This window comes from Sinorhizobium americanum, assembly GCF_001651855.1.
In the GTDB taxonomy this organism is placed as follows: Bacteria; Pseudomonadota; Alphaproteobacteria; order Rhizobiales; family Rhizobiaceae; genus Sinorhizobium; species Sinorhizobium americanum.
The window spans coordinates 259,483-275,256 of sequence record NZ_LNQC01000081.1; the positions used below are offsets into that span (position 1 = coordinate 259,483).

Annotated in this window: 13 protein-coding genes; 6 read left to right on the forward strand and 7 right to left on the reverse strand. The window is 62.3% G+C overall.

All coding sequences use genetic code 11. The annotated features are described in order from the left end of the window. Positions 1 to 55 precede the first annotated feature (55 nt). Positions 56 to 1,702, forward strand: coding sequence for a beta-galactosidase BglA (gene bglA, locus ATC00_RS29715; protein ID WP_064255438.1), 1,647 nt, complete (start codon positions 56 to 58; stop codon positions 1,700 to 1,702). 274 nt (positions 1,703 to 1,976) lie between these two features. Here bglA and ade read toward each other — a convergent pair whose 3' ends face one another. From ade to ATC00_RS29750, 7 genes are all read right to left on the reverse strand, one after another. Next, the gene (gene ade / locus ATC00_RS29720) at positions 1,977 to 3,674 is read right to left on the reverse strand and encodes an adenine deaminase (RefSeq protein WP_064255393.1); all 1,698 of its coding nucleotides are present in this window, start codon (positions 3,672 to 3,674) and stop codon (positions 1,977 to 1,979) included. A 91-nt stretch (positions 3,675 to 3,765) separates the two neighbouring features. Continuing rightward, a complete protein-coding gene (aptA, locus tag ATC00_RS29725; RefSeq protein WP_064255394.1) occupies positions 3,766 to 5,094 on the reverse strand; it encodes an omega-aminotransferase AptA in 1,329 nt (442 codons plus the stop codon). A gap of 178 nt (positions 5,095 to 5,272) precedes the next feature. Beyond that, positions 5,273 to 5,617, reverse strand: coding sequence for an ArsR/SmtB family transcription factor (locus ATC00_RS29730; protein ID WP_037387453.1), 345 nt, complete (start codon positions 5,615 to 5,617; stop codon positions 5,273 to 5,275). Positions 5,618 to 5,736: 119 nt separating this feature from the next. Further along, positions 5,737 to 6,480: a HugZ family pyridoxamine 5'-phosphate oxidase gene (locus ATC00_RS29735; protein WP_064255395.1), complete on the reverse strand. Its 744-nt coding sequence runs from the start codon at positions 6,478 to 6,480 to the stop codon at positions 5,737 to 5,739. 82 nt (positions 6,481 to 6,562) lie between these two features. Further along, complete coding sequence (gene choV / locus ATC00_RS29740; protein ID WP_064255396.1) at positions 6,563 to 7,612, reverse strand: choline ABC transporter ATP-binding protein; 1,050 nt, start codon at positions 7,610 to 7,612, stop codon at positions 6,563 to 6,565. Beyond that, positions 7,609 to 8,454: a choline ABC transporter permease subunit gene (gene choW / locus ATC00_RS29745; protein ID WP_037387446.1), complete on the reverse strand. Its 846-nt coding sequence runs from the start codon at positions 8,452 to 8,454 to the stop codon at positions 7,609 to 7,611. The genes choV and choW overlap by 4 nt, the downstream gene beginning before the upstream one ends. A 183-nt stretch (positions 8,455 to 8,637) precedes the next feature. Then, positions 8,638 to 9,594 (reverse strand): choline ABC transporter substrate-binding protein, encoded by a 957-nt coding sequence (locus ATC00_RS29750; protein WP_064255397.1) that lies wholly within the window; start codon positions 9,592 to 9,594, stop codon positions 8,638 to 8,640. A gap of 295 nt (positions 9,595 to 9,889) precedes the next feature. Here ATC00_RS29750 and ATC00_RS29755 point away from each other — a divergent pair, with 295 nt between their 5' ends. The 5 genes from ATC00_RS29755 to ATC00_RS29775 all read left to right on the forward strand — a co-directional run bounded on the left by ATC00_RS29755 (position 9,890) and on the right by ATC00_RS29775 (position 15,604). Then, on the forward strand, positions 9,890 to 10,477 hold the full coding sequence (locus tag ATC00_RS29755; RefSeq protein WP_037387443.1) for a thymidine kinase: 588 nt from the start codon (positions 9,890 to 9,892) through the stop codon (positions 10,475 to 10,477). 259 nt (positions 10,478 to 10,736) lie between these two features. Next, positions 10,737 to 11,825, forward strand: coding sequence for a coiled-coil domain-containing protein (locus tag ATC00_RS29760; protein WP_037387441.1), 1,089 nt, complete (start codon positions 10,737 to 10,739; stop codon positions 11,823 to 11,825). A gap of 61 nt (positions 11,826 to 11,886) precedes the next feature. Further along, the gene (locus ATC00_RS29765; RefSeq protein ID WP_037387439.1) at positions 11,887 to 13,035 is read left to right on the forward strand and encodes a hypothetical protein; all 1,149 of its coding nucleotides are present in this window, start codon (positions 11,887 to 11,889) and stop codon (positions 13,033 to 13,035) included. Between the two features lie 3 nt (positions 13,036 to 13,038). Next, positions 13,039 to 14,955, forward strand: a complete 1,917-nt coding sequence (locus tag ATC00_RS29770; protein WP_064255398.1) for an AAA family ATPase — start codon at positions 13,039 to 13,041, stop codon at positions 14,953 to 14,955. Positions 14,956 to 15,196: 241 nt separating this feature from the next. After that, positions 15,197 to 15,604, forward strand: coding sequence for an endonuclease domain-containing protein (locus tag ATC00_RS29775; RefSeq protein WP_037387923.1), 408 nt, complete (start codon positions 15,197 to 15,199; stop codon positions 15,602 to 15,604). The last annotated feature ends 170 nt before the right edge of the window (positions 15,605 to 15,774 follow it).

Below are 15,774 nucleotides of genomic sequence, written 5' to 3' on the forward strand. Positions count from 1 at the left end.
GTGAAATCGCGGCGATACATCTTTCGTGCAGCAGCAGGAACAGCGGGGTATGCGGATGGCGGTCGGAACGGGGTCTGGGGACGATTGGTGGCGCGGCGCGGTGGTCTATCAGGTCTATCCGCGTTCCTTCCAGGATACGGATGGCGATGGCATCGGTGATCTTCGCGGGGTGACCCGACGTCTTCCCCATATCGCCTCGCTCGGCGTCGACGCCATCTGGCTGTCGCCCTTCTTCAGGTCGCCGCAGGCGGACATGGGCTACGACGTCTCGGACTATTGCGACGTCGACCCGATGTTCGGCTCGCTTGCCGATTTCGACGCCATGATGGCGGAGGCGCACCGGCTGGGACTGAAAGTGATCATCGACCAGGTGATCTCGCACACCTCCGACCGGCATCCCTGGTTCGTCGAGAGCCGCTCGAGCCGCACCAATGCCAAGGCGGACTGGTTCGTCTGGGCCGATCCGAAGCCGGACGGTACGGCGCCGAACAACTGGCTTTCGATCTTCGGCGGCCCGGCCTGGGAATGGGACGGGGTGCGCCGGCAATACTACATGCACAACTTCCTGACGTCGCAGCCGGACCTCAATTTCCATCATCCCGAGGTCCAGGAGGCACTGCTCGATACGGTGCGCTTCTGGCTGGATCGCGGCGTCGACGGCTTCCGGCTCGACACCGTCAACTTCTATTTCCACGACCGGCATTTGCGGGACAATCCGCCGCTGGTGCCGGACCCGGATGCGACCAGCCAAGACGCACCCGAGGTCAATCCCTACGGGATGCAGGATCACCTCTACGACAAGACCCAACCGGAGAATATTGCCTTCATGCAGCGTTTGCGGGTGTTGCTCGACAGATATGGCGGCCGCACGACGGTGGGCGAGGTCGGCGATGGCGCCCGGTCGCTGAAGACGGTTGCCGCCTATACGAGCGGTGGCGACAAGCTGCACATGTGCTACACCTTCGACCTGCTCGGCCCGGAACTCTCGGCACGCCATATCCGGCGATGCGTCGAGAATTTCCAGGCGATCGTCACCGACGGCTGGGTCTGCTGGGCGTTCTCCAACCACGACGTCATGCGCCATGTCAGCCGCTTTGCGCTCCGCGCGGCGGATCGGGAACGGCTGGCGAAACTCGCTATCTCCCTGCTCGCCAGCCTGCGCGGCTCGATCTGCCTCTACCAGGGCGAGGAATTGGGCCTGCCGGAGGCGGAACTCACTTACGAGGAATTGCGCGACCCCTACGGCATCCGCTTCTGGCCGGCCTTCAAGGGCCGCGACGGCTGCCGGACGCCGATGGTCTGGGAAAGGGATGAGGCGAATGCCGGCTTTTCCGCCGGTTTTCCCTGGCTGCCGGTGCGCGAGGAACAGCGTGCCTTGGCGGTCGATGCCCAGGAGGGCGTCGCGGGCTCGGTGCTCGAGCATTATCGCGCTACGCTCGCTTTCCGTCGCGCCCACGCGGCCCTCCTAGACGGCGACATGGCGTTCCTAGCGACCAACCAGGATGTGCTGGCTTTCACAAGGGAGAAGAACGGCGAACGGCTGCTTTTCGTCTTCAACCTGACGGGGGAGCCGCAAACGGTTCAGCTCGCCGCCGACATGGATGTCGCTGAAGTGCTGCCAATGCCGGAATTTGCGCCCGAGTTAGCTGACAGTGCGATCAAGCTTGCTGCATTCGACGTGTTCTGTGGACGGCTGGGGTGAGCGGCCCCTCTTTCCCCTGTCATCCTCGGCCTTGAGCCGAGGATCCAGCCACGAGGCCGCAAAGCCGAACTGGGGCTCCCAATTTCTCGGGCGTCATGTTTGGTCGCGCGATCCTCCTGTGTCGTGCGTCAAGATTTGCGCCTGGATCCTCGGCTCAAGGCCGAGGATGACGGAGCAAGAGGAGACGGCGGTGCCAGTAGGCTCAAGATGGCGGCTGGCGAGCGAACTATTGGAGAAACGGGGCAAGTTGGGCGATGACGGCCCGCAGCCAAACTCAGCCAATCAGCGCAAACTTGTCCACATCCACCAGCCCGCGGTCCGAAATCTTCAGGTGCGGGATCACCGGCAGCGGCAGGAAGGCGAGTTGCAGGAAAGGCTCCTCCAGCGTCGCGCCGAGTGCGAAGGCGGCCTGGCGCAGATGGTGGAGGATGTCGCGCACCCGCTCGTAGGGTTCGAGGCTCATCAGTCCAGCGATCGGCAGGGCGATCTCGCCGGTCACCCGACCGTCTTCGACCACGACGAAACCGCCCCTGATCACGCCGAGCCGATTGGCGGCAAGCGCCATATCTTCGTCGCTGACACCGACGACGCAGATATTGTGGCTGTCATGGCCGACGGTGGAGGCGATCGCGCCCTTCTTCAGGCCGAAGCCCTGAACGAAGCCGTTGGCATGGTTGCCGTTGATGCCGTGTCGCTCGATGACGGCGACCTTGATGATGTCGCGGCCGAGATCGGGCCCTGTCTGGTTACCCTCGGTCGGCAGCCGAAAGCGGCGATGCTCGGTGATGATCTTGCCCGGCAGCACGCCGATCACCGAGGTCTCGCCCTCGCTGTAGGGCACGGCAAAATCGGCCGCCTTGACCTCGCGCGCCCTGACGCTGTCGAGCCCCACCGGTTCGATCGGCTTGCGGCGGGCAAAGAGCGCGCCGGTGACGCGCTTTCCGGCCGAGAAGACCATCTCGGCCTCGCAGTTCTCCAGGCTGTCGACGACGACGAGGTCGGCCCGCCAGCCGGGCGCGACCAGGCCGCGGTCGCCGAGACCGAAGGCACGCGTTGCCGAGATCGAGGCGGCGCGATAGATCGCCAGCGGCTCGACGCCAGCGGCGATCGCCGTGCGGATCATATGGTCGAGATGGCCCTGCTCGGCGATGTCGAGCGGATTGCGATCGTCGGTGCAGAGCGCCAGATAAGGCGACAGCCGCTCTGTGATGATCGGCATCAGGGCATGCAGATCTTTCGACACCGAGCCTTCGCGCACGAGGATGTGCATGCCCTTGCGGATCTTTTCGAGGGCTTCCTCGGCGCTCGTGCACTCGTGGTCGGTGCGGATGCCGGTTGCGAGGTAACCATTCAGTTCCTTGCCGCGCAACAGCGGCGCATGGCCGTCGATGTGGCCGCCCTGGAAGGCCTCGAGCTTGGCGAGGCAGACCGGATCCTTGTGGATGACGCCGGGAAAATTCATGAATTCGGCGAGGCCGATCACCTTCGGGTGATGGCGGAAGGGCGTGAGCCGTTCGATCGGAAGATCGGCACCGGCCGTCTCCAGATGCGTTGCCGGCACGCAGGACGAAAGCTGGACACGGATGTCCATAATCGTTTCCATCGCCGAGTCCAGGAAGAACTGGATGCCCTCGGTGCCGAGCACGTTGGCGATCTCGTGCGGGTCGCAGATCGCCGTAGTGATGCCGAGCGGCAGGACGCAACGGTCGAATTCGTGCGGGGTGACGAGCGAGGATTCGATGTGCAGATGCGTGTCGATGAAGCCGGGGACGACGATGCGGCCGGAGACGTCGATCTCCTCGCGTCCCTCGTAGTCGCCGCAAGTGCCGACAATCCGATCGCCGGAGATGGCAATGTCGGAAGCGACGAGTTCGCCGGTGACGAGATCGAAGAACCGCCCGCCCTTGAGCACGATGTCGGCCGGCTTGCGGCCAACGCCCTGATCGATCAACCGGCCCAACGTTTCGGACATGCCTGAACCTCGCCCCCTTGCTGCTTTGCCGATGACAATAACCCTCTCCCCGCAGGCGGGGAAAGGGCTTCGCAAATAACGCCGAGATATCTCAGATATTGTTCTTCAGGACGTCGCGCAGCTTGTCGAAGAGTTCGTCGATATGGCGCTTTTCGATGATCAGCGGCGGCGACAGCGCGATGATGTCGCCGGTCGTGCGGATCAAAAGGCCTTTTTCGTAGGCCTTCAGGAAGGCAGAGAAGGCGCGCTTCGTCGGCTCCCCGGCGATCGGCTCGAGCTCGACCGCGCCGATCAGGCCGATGTTGCGGATATCGATCACATGCGGGCAGTCCTTCAGCGAATGCAATGCCTCTTCCCAGTAGGGGGCGAGTTCGGCGGCGCGTGTCAGCAGACCCTCTTCCTTGTAGGTGTCGAGCGTTCCGAGCGCTGCGGCGGACGCGATCGGGTTGCCGGAATAGGTATAGCCGTGGAAGAACTCGATCAGATGCTCGGGCCCGGTCATGAAGGCGTCGTGGATTTCCGAGGTGACGAACACTGCGCCCATCGGGATCACGCCGTTGGTCAGGCCCTTGGCGGTGGTGATGATATCCGGCTTGACGTCGAAATATTGCGCGGCAAAGGGTGTGCCGAGACGGCCATAGCCGGTGATGACCTCGTCGAAAATCAACAGAATGCCGTGCTTAGTGCAGATTTCGCGCAGCTTCTGGAGGTAGCCTTTCGGCGGAATGAGCACGCCGGTGGAGCCGGCGACCGGCTCGACGATGACCGCGGCGACTGTCGAGGCGTCGTGGAGCGTGACGATGCTTTCCAGTTCGCTCGCAAGGTCGGCGCCATGCTCGGGCTCGCCGCGGGTAAAGGCGTTCTTCCCCGGCAGATGGGTATGCGGCAGGTGGTCGACGCCCGTCAGCAGCGTGCCGAACATCTTTCGGTTGGCGACGATGCCGCCGACCGAAATGCCGCCGAAATTGACGCCGTGATAGCCGCGTTCGCGGCCGATGAGGCGGAACCGCGAGCCGTTGCCCTTGGCGCGGTGATAGGCGAGCGCGACTTTCAGCGCGGTATCGACCGATTCCGAACCGGAATTGGTGTAGAGAACATGGTTCAGCCCTTCGGGCGCGATATCGACGAGCCGATTGGCGAGTTCGAAGGCCTTCGGATGGCCGAGCTGAAAGGCCGGCGCATAGTCGAGTTCGCCCGCCTGTTCGCGGATCGCCTCGGTGATCTTCGGCCGACAGTGGCCGGCATTGACGCACCAGAGCCCGGCCGTGCCATCGAGCACCGTGCGACCGTCATGCGTGGTGTAGTACATGTCCTTGGCGCCGACGAAGAGACGCGGCTCCTTCTTGAACTGCCGGTTGGCGGTGAACGGCATCCAGAAGGCGCGGAGATCGTTCGGGGTGGTGTTCAGGCGGTTCGACATGTCTGTTCTCCTCGGCGGATCCGGTCGGCGCAAAACGTCGCCCGGGTTCCGCATTTTTTACCTGTTGGTCAAATTATCAGTGCCCCTGTGAGCGTCAAGCCTGCCGGCGCGCAAGAAATAAGCCCCGCGATTGCTCGTCGGGGCTTTGGCCTTGCAGCTCTTATCGGCGTCTTGGGAGTTACGCCGACTTGCGCACGAAGGGCTTTTCAATGACGACGCTCGTCGCCGCGCCGTAAATCTCCGTGAGTGCGCCCAAAATCCTCATGACGGCCTCGGACGAACTTGAATAGTAGATCGTCTGCGCGTCACGACGGGTGCTAACCAGATTCTGGGCACGCAACTTCGAGAGGTGCTGGGAAAGAGCCGACTGGCTCAGCCCGACCTTGTTGGCCAATGCGCCTACCGCCATTTCTTCCTTGACCAGCGAGTCGAGAATGAGCAGGCGTTTTGGATTTGCCATGGCCGAGAGGAAACCGGCTGCTATTTCCGCTTCCTCATGTTTTTCAGGCGAAAGAGGCTGCATTGCGTGCTCCATGCGAGAATTACATCACACGTAGTTATGTTTTACGAAGCACGATAATTAGACGTGATGCATAAAAGGGCAACCACCCACTGCAAGAATTGGGGGTAGCTAAGTGCCGATTAACCGTTAAGTTTCTTCAAAATCGGCCGCAACTGGGCCGTGTCCTCGAGAACGGCGTCGAATTCGAGGCGCTGCAGTTTCTCCCCGTCGGATAGGTCGAGGCCAGCCGAGTCGATTCCGACAATCTTCCAGTCGCCATCGCTGGCCCGGCAATGAACGGTCGCATAATGCTTCACCGCGTCCCGGTGATCGGAATTCATGTGCTCGATGGCGCTGCTCTCCATCTCTGCGAGCGCGGCGGCCGCGGGCGAAGCGATGACGAGATCGTCGCCAGTCAGCACATAGGCGCGGCCGAAACCGCCATTGAGGCTGGCGCGCAGCGGCGGCAACCGGAAAAAGCGGAAATCGGGAAAATCGACATAGAGCCGGGTCTTGGGATGGCGACGGAGAAAACGCTCGCGGATCCGGCCATGCGCGGCGCCGTCGCGCGCAACCTCTTCGGCCTCGCACTGCACGGTGAGGCGCGGATGGGCGAGGGGATCGCCCTTGCCCGGCTCTCCGGTCAGCAGCGAGGCGCGGCGGTCGGCAAGGAGCGCCTGGGTATGAGTCGAAAGCCGTGAGACGAGAATGATCGGCGCACCGTCAATGTCGATGCCGATCAAGGCGCGGCTGACGAAGGGAAAGCCGCTGCCGTTGGGTTCGAGCACAGCCAACGCACCGCTGCGCGCGGACCGGAGCAGCACGCGGGCAAGCTTGCGCGCCTCGTCGTCGGTCTCTCTCAAGACGTTCGGCTTGTCGCTCATGATGCGCTTCCTCGGGGTCAGCAAAACAAAAAAGCCCGGAGCGGCTGCTCCAGGCTTCTTTTGAACCCCGCGCTTCGTGGCGTCAATCTTTGCTGCGGTGACGCGTCAAACCTTCGACGATGTTTTGGGCGTCGATGGTCCCGACCACCGCGCCATTATCGACGACGCCAATGCTGCCCGGCTGGCGGGACATGGCGTCGAGGATGTCGACAAGCGGCGTCGTCGGCTTGGCGGTCGCCGTCACGCCGGTAGTGGCGGCGGTCCGTCCGACACCGGACTGCATCACGTCCTTCGCCGTCAGCATGGTGATCGGGTTCATGTGCTGGACGAAGTCGGCGACGTACTGGTTCGCCGGATTCTTGACGATTTCCTGCGGCGTACCGCACTGGATGATCCGCCCGCCCTCCATGATGGCGATGCGGTTGCCGATGCGGAAGGCCTCGTCGAGATCGTGGCTGACGAAGATGATCGTCTTCTTCAGCCGCCGCTGGAACTCCAACAACTCGTCCTGCAGGCGCGTGCGGATCAGCGGGTCGAGGGCCGAAAACGGCTCGTCCATCAGCAGGATCGGGGCACCGGTGGCGAAGGCCCTGGCAAGGCCGACGCGCTGCTGCATGCCGCCCGAAAGCTCGTTCACCTTGCGGTCCGCCCACTTGGTCAGATTGACGAGGTCGAGCTGCTCGCCGACGCGCTTCTTTCGTTCCGCATCGCCAACGCCGGCCAGTTCGAGGCCGAAGCCGACATTGTCGGCCACCGTGCGCCAGGGAAGCAGTGCGAACTGCTGGAACACCATCGACACGGTATGCATGCGGAAGTCGCGCAAGGCTTTGGCATTGCAGCGATAGGGATTGAGCGATCCGCTCGGCGCCTTGACCTCGACCTCGCCGCGTACCACCGGCGCAAGGCCGTTGACGGCTCTCAGCAGCGTCGACTTGCCGGAGCCGGAGAGGCCCATCAGCACGAGGATCTCGCCTTCGTGGATTGCCAGCGAGGCGCCGGCCACGCCGAGCACGAGGCCGGTGGCAGCACCGATCTCGTCGCGGGTCTTGCCTTGGTCGACCATCTGAATGGCCGGCTGGGGGTTCTTGCCGAAGATGATGTCGACATTCTTGAAAACGACGGCTTCGGTCATGCGCCCTCTCCTTCATCGGACGAGCGGAAAAGACGGTCGAGGACGATCGCTAGGATGACGATACAGAGCCCGGACTCGAAGCCCCTGGCGATATTGACCGTGTTCAGCGCCCGAAGGACGGGCACGCCGAGGCCGTCGGCACCGACGAGTGCGGCAATGACCACCATTGACAGCGACAGCATGATCGTCTGCGTCAGCCCGGCCATGATCTGCGGCATGGCGAAGGGAATCTCGACCTTGCGCAGCACCTGCCATGGCGTGGCGCCGAAGGATTCGGCCGCCTCGACCAGCGACGGCGGCGTCGAGATGATGCCGAGACGCGTCAGGCGGATTGGCGCGGGAATGGCGAAAATGACCGTGGCGATCAGCCCCGGCACCATGCCGAGACCGAACAGGATCAGCGCCGGAATGAGATAGACGAAGGTCGGGATCGTCTGCATCAGGTCGAGGATCGGCCGCATGATCGAGTAGACCCAGGCACGCCGCGCAGCGACGATGCCCAGCGGCACGCCGACGGCCATGCTGACGAAGCTCGCCGCGAGCACCAGCGCCAGAGTCTCCGTGGTTTCCTGCCAATAGCCCTGATTGACGATCAGGAGGAGCCCGAGACAGGTGAATGCGGCGATGCCGACCGAGCGGCGAAACCACCAGGCAAGGGCGGTCACGATGGCGATGACGATAAGCGGGTGCGGCGTCTGGAGGATGTAGAGCAAGACGGAGATGATGCCTGAAAGCAGATTTGCGAGCTGGTCGAAGAACAGCTCGAAATTCGTCGTCAGCCAGTCGACGAACGCCTTGGCCCAGCCGCCGATCGGGATGCGATTATCAGTTAGAAATTCCACGAAACTGGATCCCTCTTGTCAGGGTCGAACACTGATCGCATGAAGCGGTGGAAAGGGCGGGAGGTTCCCCCGCCCGACTGCATGCTTCCTTCAATCACAGCCGATTTAGGATAAAGGCATGCAGCAATTTTAGAATGCTGCAGCGACCCTTGCGCGACGGACGGCCGCGCGGCGCTACGGCAATCAGAGACCGAGTTCGGACTTCACCGCAGCCAGTCCATCGCCACCATCCTTGGTGGTCACGCCGGCAAGCCAGGGCTCGATGGCAGAGGGATTGTCCTTCAGCCAGGCTGCAGCAGCCTTTTCCGGATCTTCGCCGTCGTTCAGGATCTTGCCCATGATCTCGTTTTCCATCTCGAGCGAGAAGTTCATGTTCTTGAGCAAGGCGCCGACATTCGGGCATTCGGTCGTGTAACCGGCACGCACATTGGTGTGCACCGTGGCGCCACCGAAGTTCGGGCCGAAGATGTCGTCGCCGCCGGAGAGATAGGTGAGCTTGAAGTTGGCGTTCATCGGATGCGGCTCCCAGCCGAGGAAGACGATCGGCTCGCCGTCCTTCTCGGCGCGCGCCACCTGCGCCAGCATGCCCTGTTCGGAGGATTCGACGACCTCGAAGCCCTTGAGATCGAACGTCCCCTTGTCGACCATGTCGATGATCAGGCGGTTGCCGTCGTTGCCAGGCTCGATGCCGTAGATCTTACCCTCGAGCGCATCCTTATGGGCGGCGATGTCCTTGAAGTCCTTGATGCCAAGCTCAGCGCCCTTGGCGTTGGTCGCCAGCGTGTACTTGGCGCCTTCGAGGTTCTGGCGGACCGTTTCGACCGACTTGTCGTCGCGATAGGGCTTGATGTCGGCTTCCATCGTCGGCATCCAGTTGCCGAGGAAGACGTCGATATCCTTGTTCTTCAGCGACGTGTAGGTAACGGGGACCGAAAGCACCTTGACGTCCGTCTCGTAGCCGAGCGCCTTGAGGATAGTGGTTGCCGTCGCCGTCGTGGCGGTGATGTCCGTCCAGCCGACGTCGGAGAAGCGGACGGTTCCGCAGCTTTCCGCCTCGGCCGCGGCCGCGTTGCCGGCGGTCAAGGCCGCGATGCAGATGGCACTCGCCAGCATGAATTTGAGTGAGAATGTCCTTGTCATCGTTGTCGTTCCCCTGCCTGTGTTCTTTTTTTAGCCAAACACCAATGCGGCCCGAATTCAAGGCCTTGGCGTCGAGCGAAGTGTATTGTCTCATTCCATTAAGGGGATGCACAAAACGACGCTGAATGTCGCAATGCCTCCGAAATGGCGCTCCACAAACACCGATGGGCTCACGCGCGACGCGGGCCGGACCAATATTCGGCGAGGGCGAAAATCTGTGGGTCGCGCCGACGCGCTCTGGTCATCGGCCATTTGCACGGTCATTTAGCGAAGACGACGTCTGGGAACCGTGGTCATGGCCAAACTCTATTTCAGCTACGCGACGATGAATGCGGGCAAGAGCACGCTGCTCCTGCAGGCCGCATACAACTATCAGGAGCGTGGCATGCGCGTCGTGATGCTGATCGCCGCCTTCGACGATCGCGGCGGCATGGGGCGCATCGCATCGCGCATCGGGCTTCAATCGGAAGGAATCCCGTTCCATGGGAAGGATGACCTTTTTAAACTCGTCGAGCGGCTGAACGGCGACGGTTCCGGCGAGATCGCCTGTGTCTTCGTCGACGAGGCGCAGTTCCTCGGCCAGGACCAGGTGTGGCAGCTTGCACGCGTCGCCGATCGCCTCGGCATCCCGGTCATGGCTTATGGCCTGAGAACGGATTTCCAGGGGAAGCTCTTTCCGGGTTCCATGGCGCTGCTGGCGATCGCCGACGAGCTGCGCGAGGTCAGGACGATCTGCCATTGCGGACGCAAGGCGACGATGGTCGTGCGCCTCGACGGCAACGGCAAGGTCATGCGCGAGGGGGCGCAGGTCGATGTCGGCGGCAATGAGAAATACGTCTCCTACTGCCGCCGCCATTGGGAAGACGAGATGCGCGACGGCTGACGGCGGCGTGCCGATCTTCAACGGGAGCTCCAAAGATCCGGTCCGTCGTCCTCGCTATGTGTCTCGCCCTTGTCGCGACGCCCGGCCTAGGCGGATGGCGACCCCAATGAAGGGCCGCCCAGCCTCGCCTTACTCTCGAAAAAAAGCCCGCCGGCGTCTCTTGTCCTGACCTGCTAAACACCCTTTATATAACTGCAATCAAGGGCTGAGCAGATTGGTCCGCGGGCACAGCCGCCCGGACGGACAAAGGGGATAGGACATGGCCACTCTTCAGAATTTTGACGCCGAAATCGCCAAGACGCGGAGCGTCGTCGACGAGATGCGCGGCAAGCTCGAACAATCGGGCGTCGTGCTAGAGCAATTCGCCAAGGCGGACACCAAGCTCGGCGATGTTAATTTCGACATCGAGAACGCCCGCATCCAGGACGTCCTCAAGCAACAGAAGGCGATGGAAGCCAACATCGCCGATCTGATCATCGGTCTCGAAGATGCAACGAACGTCTTCGGTGCCGAGTTCGAGAGCATGAAAAGCTATACGGGTTACGAGAAGTTCATCGGCATGTTCTCCAAGCAGTCGATGCAGCGGATGCGCACCGACCGGGTGCGCAACATGTCGCTCGCCGGCAACCTTCAGGAACTGCTCGTCAAGTCCGACACCATCGTCGGCATCCTCAAGGAGCAGAAGGCGATCCTCGACCAGCGCTACAAGACCTCCGAGCAGAGTCTCATCCAGGTGATCGAGCGCCGCAAGGGCACGATGGCGGCGTTGGTGGAGACCCAGAAGCGCATCGAGGAACTCAATCCGCTGCTGCTTGACATCGAGAACCGAATCGCCGCTTCCACGGACCAGACGACCCGCACTGACCTCGAGTCCGAGCGCTCGCGGCTGGCGACGGAATACAACGAGAAACAGGCCAAGGAACAGGAACTGCTCGCCGAGAGCCAGACGCTCGAGCGCTATACCGCGATGTTCCAGACCTTCGTCGATTCGCTCAACAATCAGATTGCCGCACAGAACACGCTGATCAACAAGCTGACGATCGATACGGAGCAGCGCATCGTCCTCTACAAGTCGCTGGAAGATTCGCTGAAGACGGCGGCGCAGCAGGACGTGGCGCACAAGATCAATACGCTAGGCAGCCAGGTCGACACCGCCGCCGAGGAAACTATGGCCGGGATCGGCGCCGCCGCCCAGCGGCATATCGGCGACCTTCTCGAAATGCATGAAAAAAACATGCTTGCGACGCAGGATATCCAGCGGCGCAAGAAGCTGGCCGACGACGCCTTTGCCCGCCGCTTCCAGACGGTAATGGACAAGCATAATGCCGCAAACTACGTGAAGCAGTGATCGGCAAGGCGGCAATGACCAGCTTTCCGACCGCCTTTCGGCATTTGCCGGAGGGGTTTACATGAATACCGCCGTATCGCCTGCCGTCAGGCAATATTTCACCTCGATCAGGGCCGCATTGGCCGGTCTCGAGCTGTTTCTCGGCGACCGCAATTCGCCGCTCTACCGCAACACGGTCGTCGGCGAGGTCATCGTTCCCTATCTCGGCCGGCTGAAGGCATCGGTTGCCTGCTGGGAGAACCGCATCGGCTTCGTCGAGCATTTCCGGATCTCGCGCGCCGAGAGCGGTTTTCCGGTCTTCCAGAATGTGCTGGAGCTCGAGAACGACCGGCAGAGCGCAGAAAAGCGGCTGGCGAGCATCCCATCCGCCGATGCGCTGCGCGAGGAAATGGTCGATTTCATCCTCAGACAGAAGGCCTTCCCGGAAGCGCTGCAGGCGCGCATGGCAGAGCGGCTCTATCTCGAGCAGATCGGCAAGGGCGACATCTTCTCGCCCTTTATCCTGCCGGAGACGATCCGCGTCGCCGTCAATCCGAAGACGATGCGGCCCTATTATGTGGTTGCCTGGGGCGCCTTCGACGGCACGCAGACGCTGCCGATGATCTACATGGCGACGGTCGAGGATTCCTCCGACAATATCGTCGAGATGCTGGTGACCGAAGACGGCAAGCTCAATCCGGAAATCGAGATCCCGCTGCCGGTCGGCGGACTGCTCAACCCGCAGCTGGCGAGCCGTTTCGACGATTTCGCCTCGAAGAACAGCGCCTATTCGCTGACTCCGGTGACGATCGCCACCAATCTCGACAGGGATTTTCCGGAACTGCATCCGAAGCAGCTTCGGCGCATCGTGCTCGGGCCCTTCTATTCGGCCGGGATCACGGAGAACAACGCGCGCATCAACGACATCCTCTCGAAGGTGCGCAAGACGGAGAATGCCTGGCTCTTGACCTGGACGGTGCAGGAGGTCTTCTCCAAGGCCGAGCGGCCGGCGGAGCGTGGCTTCTGGTCGACGACGCCGGCGCAGGAGGAGTTTCACATCGACACCGGCAATCTCGAAGCCGCTCGCATGGGTGTCAGCGCCTATGAGAAGCATGCTCTTGTGCCGCACGACGCCTATCAGGCGCTCTACGCGGCCGGCGAGGCAGCGCAGGTGTTCGGTGACTACAAGGTGCATGTTATCTCCGGAAACCAGGTGGTGAGCGAGGTTTGAGCGATGACGCTGAACACGGGTCTGACGACGCTGCACGAGGACGACATCGCCAAGCATCAGGCGGTCGCACAGAGCCTCGTCACCAAGCTCGCCATTCTCGAGCGGGATGAGCCATCGGCGAGTACACCGCTTGCCGGTACCGGCCGCCGCTTCGTCTCGACCGTCTCGACCGGCGGCCAGCGCCGCAGCCGCGAGGTGGAACTCGCCCGGACGATCCAAGCGGTGCGCGGCGCCGATCCGCTGCTTTCGCCGGCACAGCACGCCGTCCTCTACCGCGCGCGACGCGGCATCCAGGTGGCGCTCGCCGTTTCTGATGTTTTCGCGCGGCAGACGAATCTCGAACAGTTGCAGGCGCGTAACGCCGGCACGCCGCTTTCCGGCGAAGACGCAAGCCATTTCAAGGCGCTGCTTTCGGCCGCCGCCTATATCGCTGCCTTCACGCTTGCTGCCTATATCGGCGTGACGTTGCAGGGCGAGGGCGAGCCGGTCGACGATGCCGCCGAGCCGGATTTCCTCTTCGATACGCCCCAAGACGCGCTGAAGAGCATGGTCGCCGGACTCGATCGCAGCATCGCCGGTGCGCCGGACGATCTGGCCCTGACGGCGCGGACCCGCGCCTTCTCCCGCGTTGCGATCGAAGGTCTGCTTGCCCGCAAGGCGCGCTTCACCGGATTGCAGAACTTCGAGAACGTCCACATCCGGCTCGACCAGGACGATTTCACCTTGAACGGCTTCGACGTTGCGCCCGGGCAGAAGCGCAAGCCGCTGGTGATGACCTTCAAGAAGCCGGAGGAGATTATCGGCAATCACATTGCCAAGTATCAGGCGCTGAAACTCGCCAAGATGTTGATGGCCTATGACTTCGACCGGCAGATGAGCCCCTTCGTCGAACTCGGCGGCTTCCTCTTCACCTTCATCGGCGACGGCATGCCGGGCACCGGCAAGACGATCCTGATCCAGATGCTTGCCGGCATGCTCCACGACTATTGCGGTGTCGCCGGCTACGCCTTCCATTACGAGAATTTCGGCGTCGACCAGATCTCCTCCTATCAGGGCAAATCGGGCCAGAACTGCAAGGAATTCGTCAACAACGTGATGAACCCGCGGGCGATCGGCTTCGGCACGATCGACGACGTCGATCAGGTGACGGCGAAGCGCTCCGACGATCGCGCTTCCGCCGGCCAGCACGAGGTGACGGCGGTGCTGATGGAGAGCTTCGCCGGCGCTTCGACCGTGGTGCGCGGCAATTGCACCTTCGGCATGTTCTCGAACTATCCGGAAAATGTCGACGATGCGCTGCGTCAGCGCGCCGGCGCACGTTGGCTGGTCGACGGGCCACAGACGGAGGCCGACTATATCGACATCTTCGCGCTGCTCGTCGGCAAGAACCACAAGATCCCGCTCGGGGAGCACGATCTCTATGCCGGCCAGGAGATCAAGCGCGCCATCTCGCAATCCTATGCGGCCCATGCACGGCCGCAGGAGGACGGGCTTGCGGCGGTTTGGGAGCGTTACGAGAAGGACAAGGGCAAGATCGCCTCGCTCGCCGATGTCGGCGCCTATCTGCACATGATCAAGGAGGCGGAGCCGCGCTTCACCGGCCGGGCGATCCGCAACATCACCGACGCGATCAAGATGCGGGCAATGGACGTCGAATTGCCGGACGACTGGTTCAAGGATGCGGCCTCCTTCATGCACAGGTCCTACGACGAGAAGAAGGCGATGATCGAGGACCTGCGCGGCCCGATCACCATTGACATGGTGCTGCAGGAAATCAACCGCTACGCCGACAGCGAATTCCGCTACACCGACAAGTCTGACGACGCCGCCATTGCCGAAATCATCCGCCGCGAGCGGCAGCGCGAGAAGGCGATCGGCGAGATCGAGACAATGAAGCGCGAGGGCAGGTGGCAGGGATGAGCGAAATGTCTTCGCGATTTGCCCCTCACCCTAGCCCTCTCCCCGCGCGCGGGGAGAGGGGACGAGGTCGGCATTCGCGGTGCCGTTTGAACCAACTCGGCACATCGGCTCTATCCGAGAAGTTGATGCCGCTTGAAGGACAATTGCGGCCCTGGCCGATGCAGTCGAGCACAACGGTGTCCCCTCTCCCCGCGAGCGGGGAGAGGGCTAGGGTGAGGGGCAGTCTCGAGGTGCGATGCATATGAGAGGAGCCGATGAACGCCGGACACAGCGCGCCAGGGATCTCAGACAAGTCGACAACGACGCGGAGTCAGTCCTCTGGTCGGAGCTGAGGGACAGGCGTCTCAACGGCTTCAAATTCGTCCGGCAGTTTCCGATCGGTCCGTATTTCGCTGATTTTGCCTGCCGTGACGAGCGCTTGGTCGTAGAGGTAGATGGCAGCCAGCATGCGAGTAGCCGTCGAGATTCTGAGCGCGACAAGTACATGGTGGCAAATGGCTGGGGTGTGGCTCGCTTCTGGAACACGCACATATTCAACGATCGCGTGTCGGTTCTTGAAACGATTGTCGCGATCTTGGAGAAGCGTTTGACGGCTGAGGTGAGGGGAGCGGATTTGACGTTTGTTCCGGCGGGTGGAAGACATGGCTGACGTGTTGAGATTTGCCGCCTGGTTCGCCCCTCACCCTAACCCTCTCCCCGCGCGCGGGGAGAGGGGACGAAATCGTTGCGCTCCGGTGCATTTTGCGGATGCCGAATCGCACTTTGAGCGGTTCCCTTCGGTTGGGTGGAACGCGGCGTGCAGCACCATTCCCTCTCCCC

Excerpts from the sequence above, each read along its gene's own strand:
- ATC00_RS29775 (WP_037387923.1), top strand. The coding sequence starts at position 15,197 with ATGAGAGGAGCCGATGAACGCCGGACACAGCGCGCCAGGGATCTCAGA.
- ATC00_RS29730 (WP_037387453.1), bottom strand. The coding sequence starts at position 5,617 with ATGCAGCCTCTTTCGCCTGAAAAACATGAGGAAGCGGAAATAGCAGCC.
- ade (WP_064255393.1), bottom strand. The coding sequence starts at position 3,674 with ATGTCCGAAACGTTGGGCCGGTTGATCGATCAGGGCGTTGGCCGCAAG.
- bglA (WP_064255438.1), top strand. The coding sequence starts at position 56 with ATGGCGGTCGGAACGGGGTCTGGGGACGATTGGTGGCGCGGCGCGGTG.
- ATC00_RS29760 (WP_037387441.1), top strand. The coding sequence starts at position 10,737 with ATGGCCACTCTTCAGAATTTTGACGCCGAAATCGCCAAGACGCGGAGC.
- ATC00_RS29735 (WP_064255395.1), bottom strand. The coding sequence starts at position 6,480 with ATGAGCGACAAGCCGAACGTCTTGAGAGAGACCGACGACGAGGCGCGC.
- choV (WP_064255396.1), bottom strand. The coding sequence starts at position 7,612 with ATGACCGAAGCCGTCGTTTTCAAGAATGTCGACATCATCTTCGGCAAG.
- ATC00_RS29750 (WP_064255397.1), bottom strand. The coding sequence starts at position 9,594 with ATGACAAGGACATTCTCACTCAAATTCATGCTGGCGAGTGCCATCTGC.
- ATC00_RS29755 (WP_037387443.1), top strand. The coding sequence starts at position 9,890 with ATGGCCAAACTCTATTTCAGCTACGCGACGATGAATGCGGGCAAGAGC.
- aptA (WP_064255394.1), bottom strand. The coding sequence starts at position 5,094 with ATGTCGAACCGCCTGAACACCACCCCGAACGATCTCCGCGCCTTCTGG.
- ATC00_RS29765 (WP_037387439.1), top strand. The coding sequence starts at position 11,887 with ATGAATACCGCCGTATCGCCTGCCGTCAGGCAATATTTCACCTCGATC.
- ATC00_RS29770 (WP_064255398.1), top strand. The coding sequence starts at position 13,039 with ATGACGCTGAACACGGGTCTGACGACGCTGCACGAGGACGACATCGCC.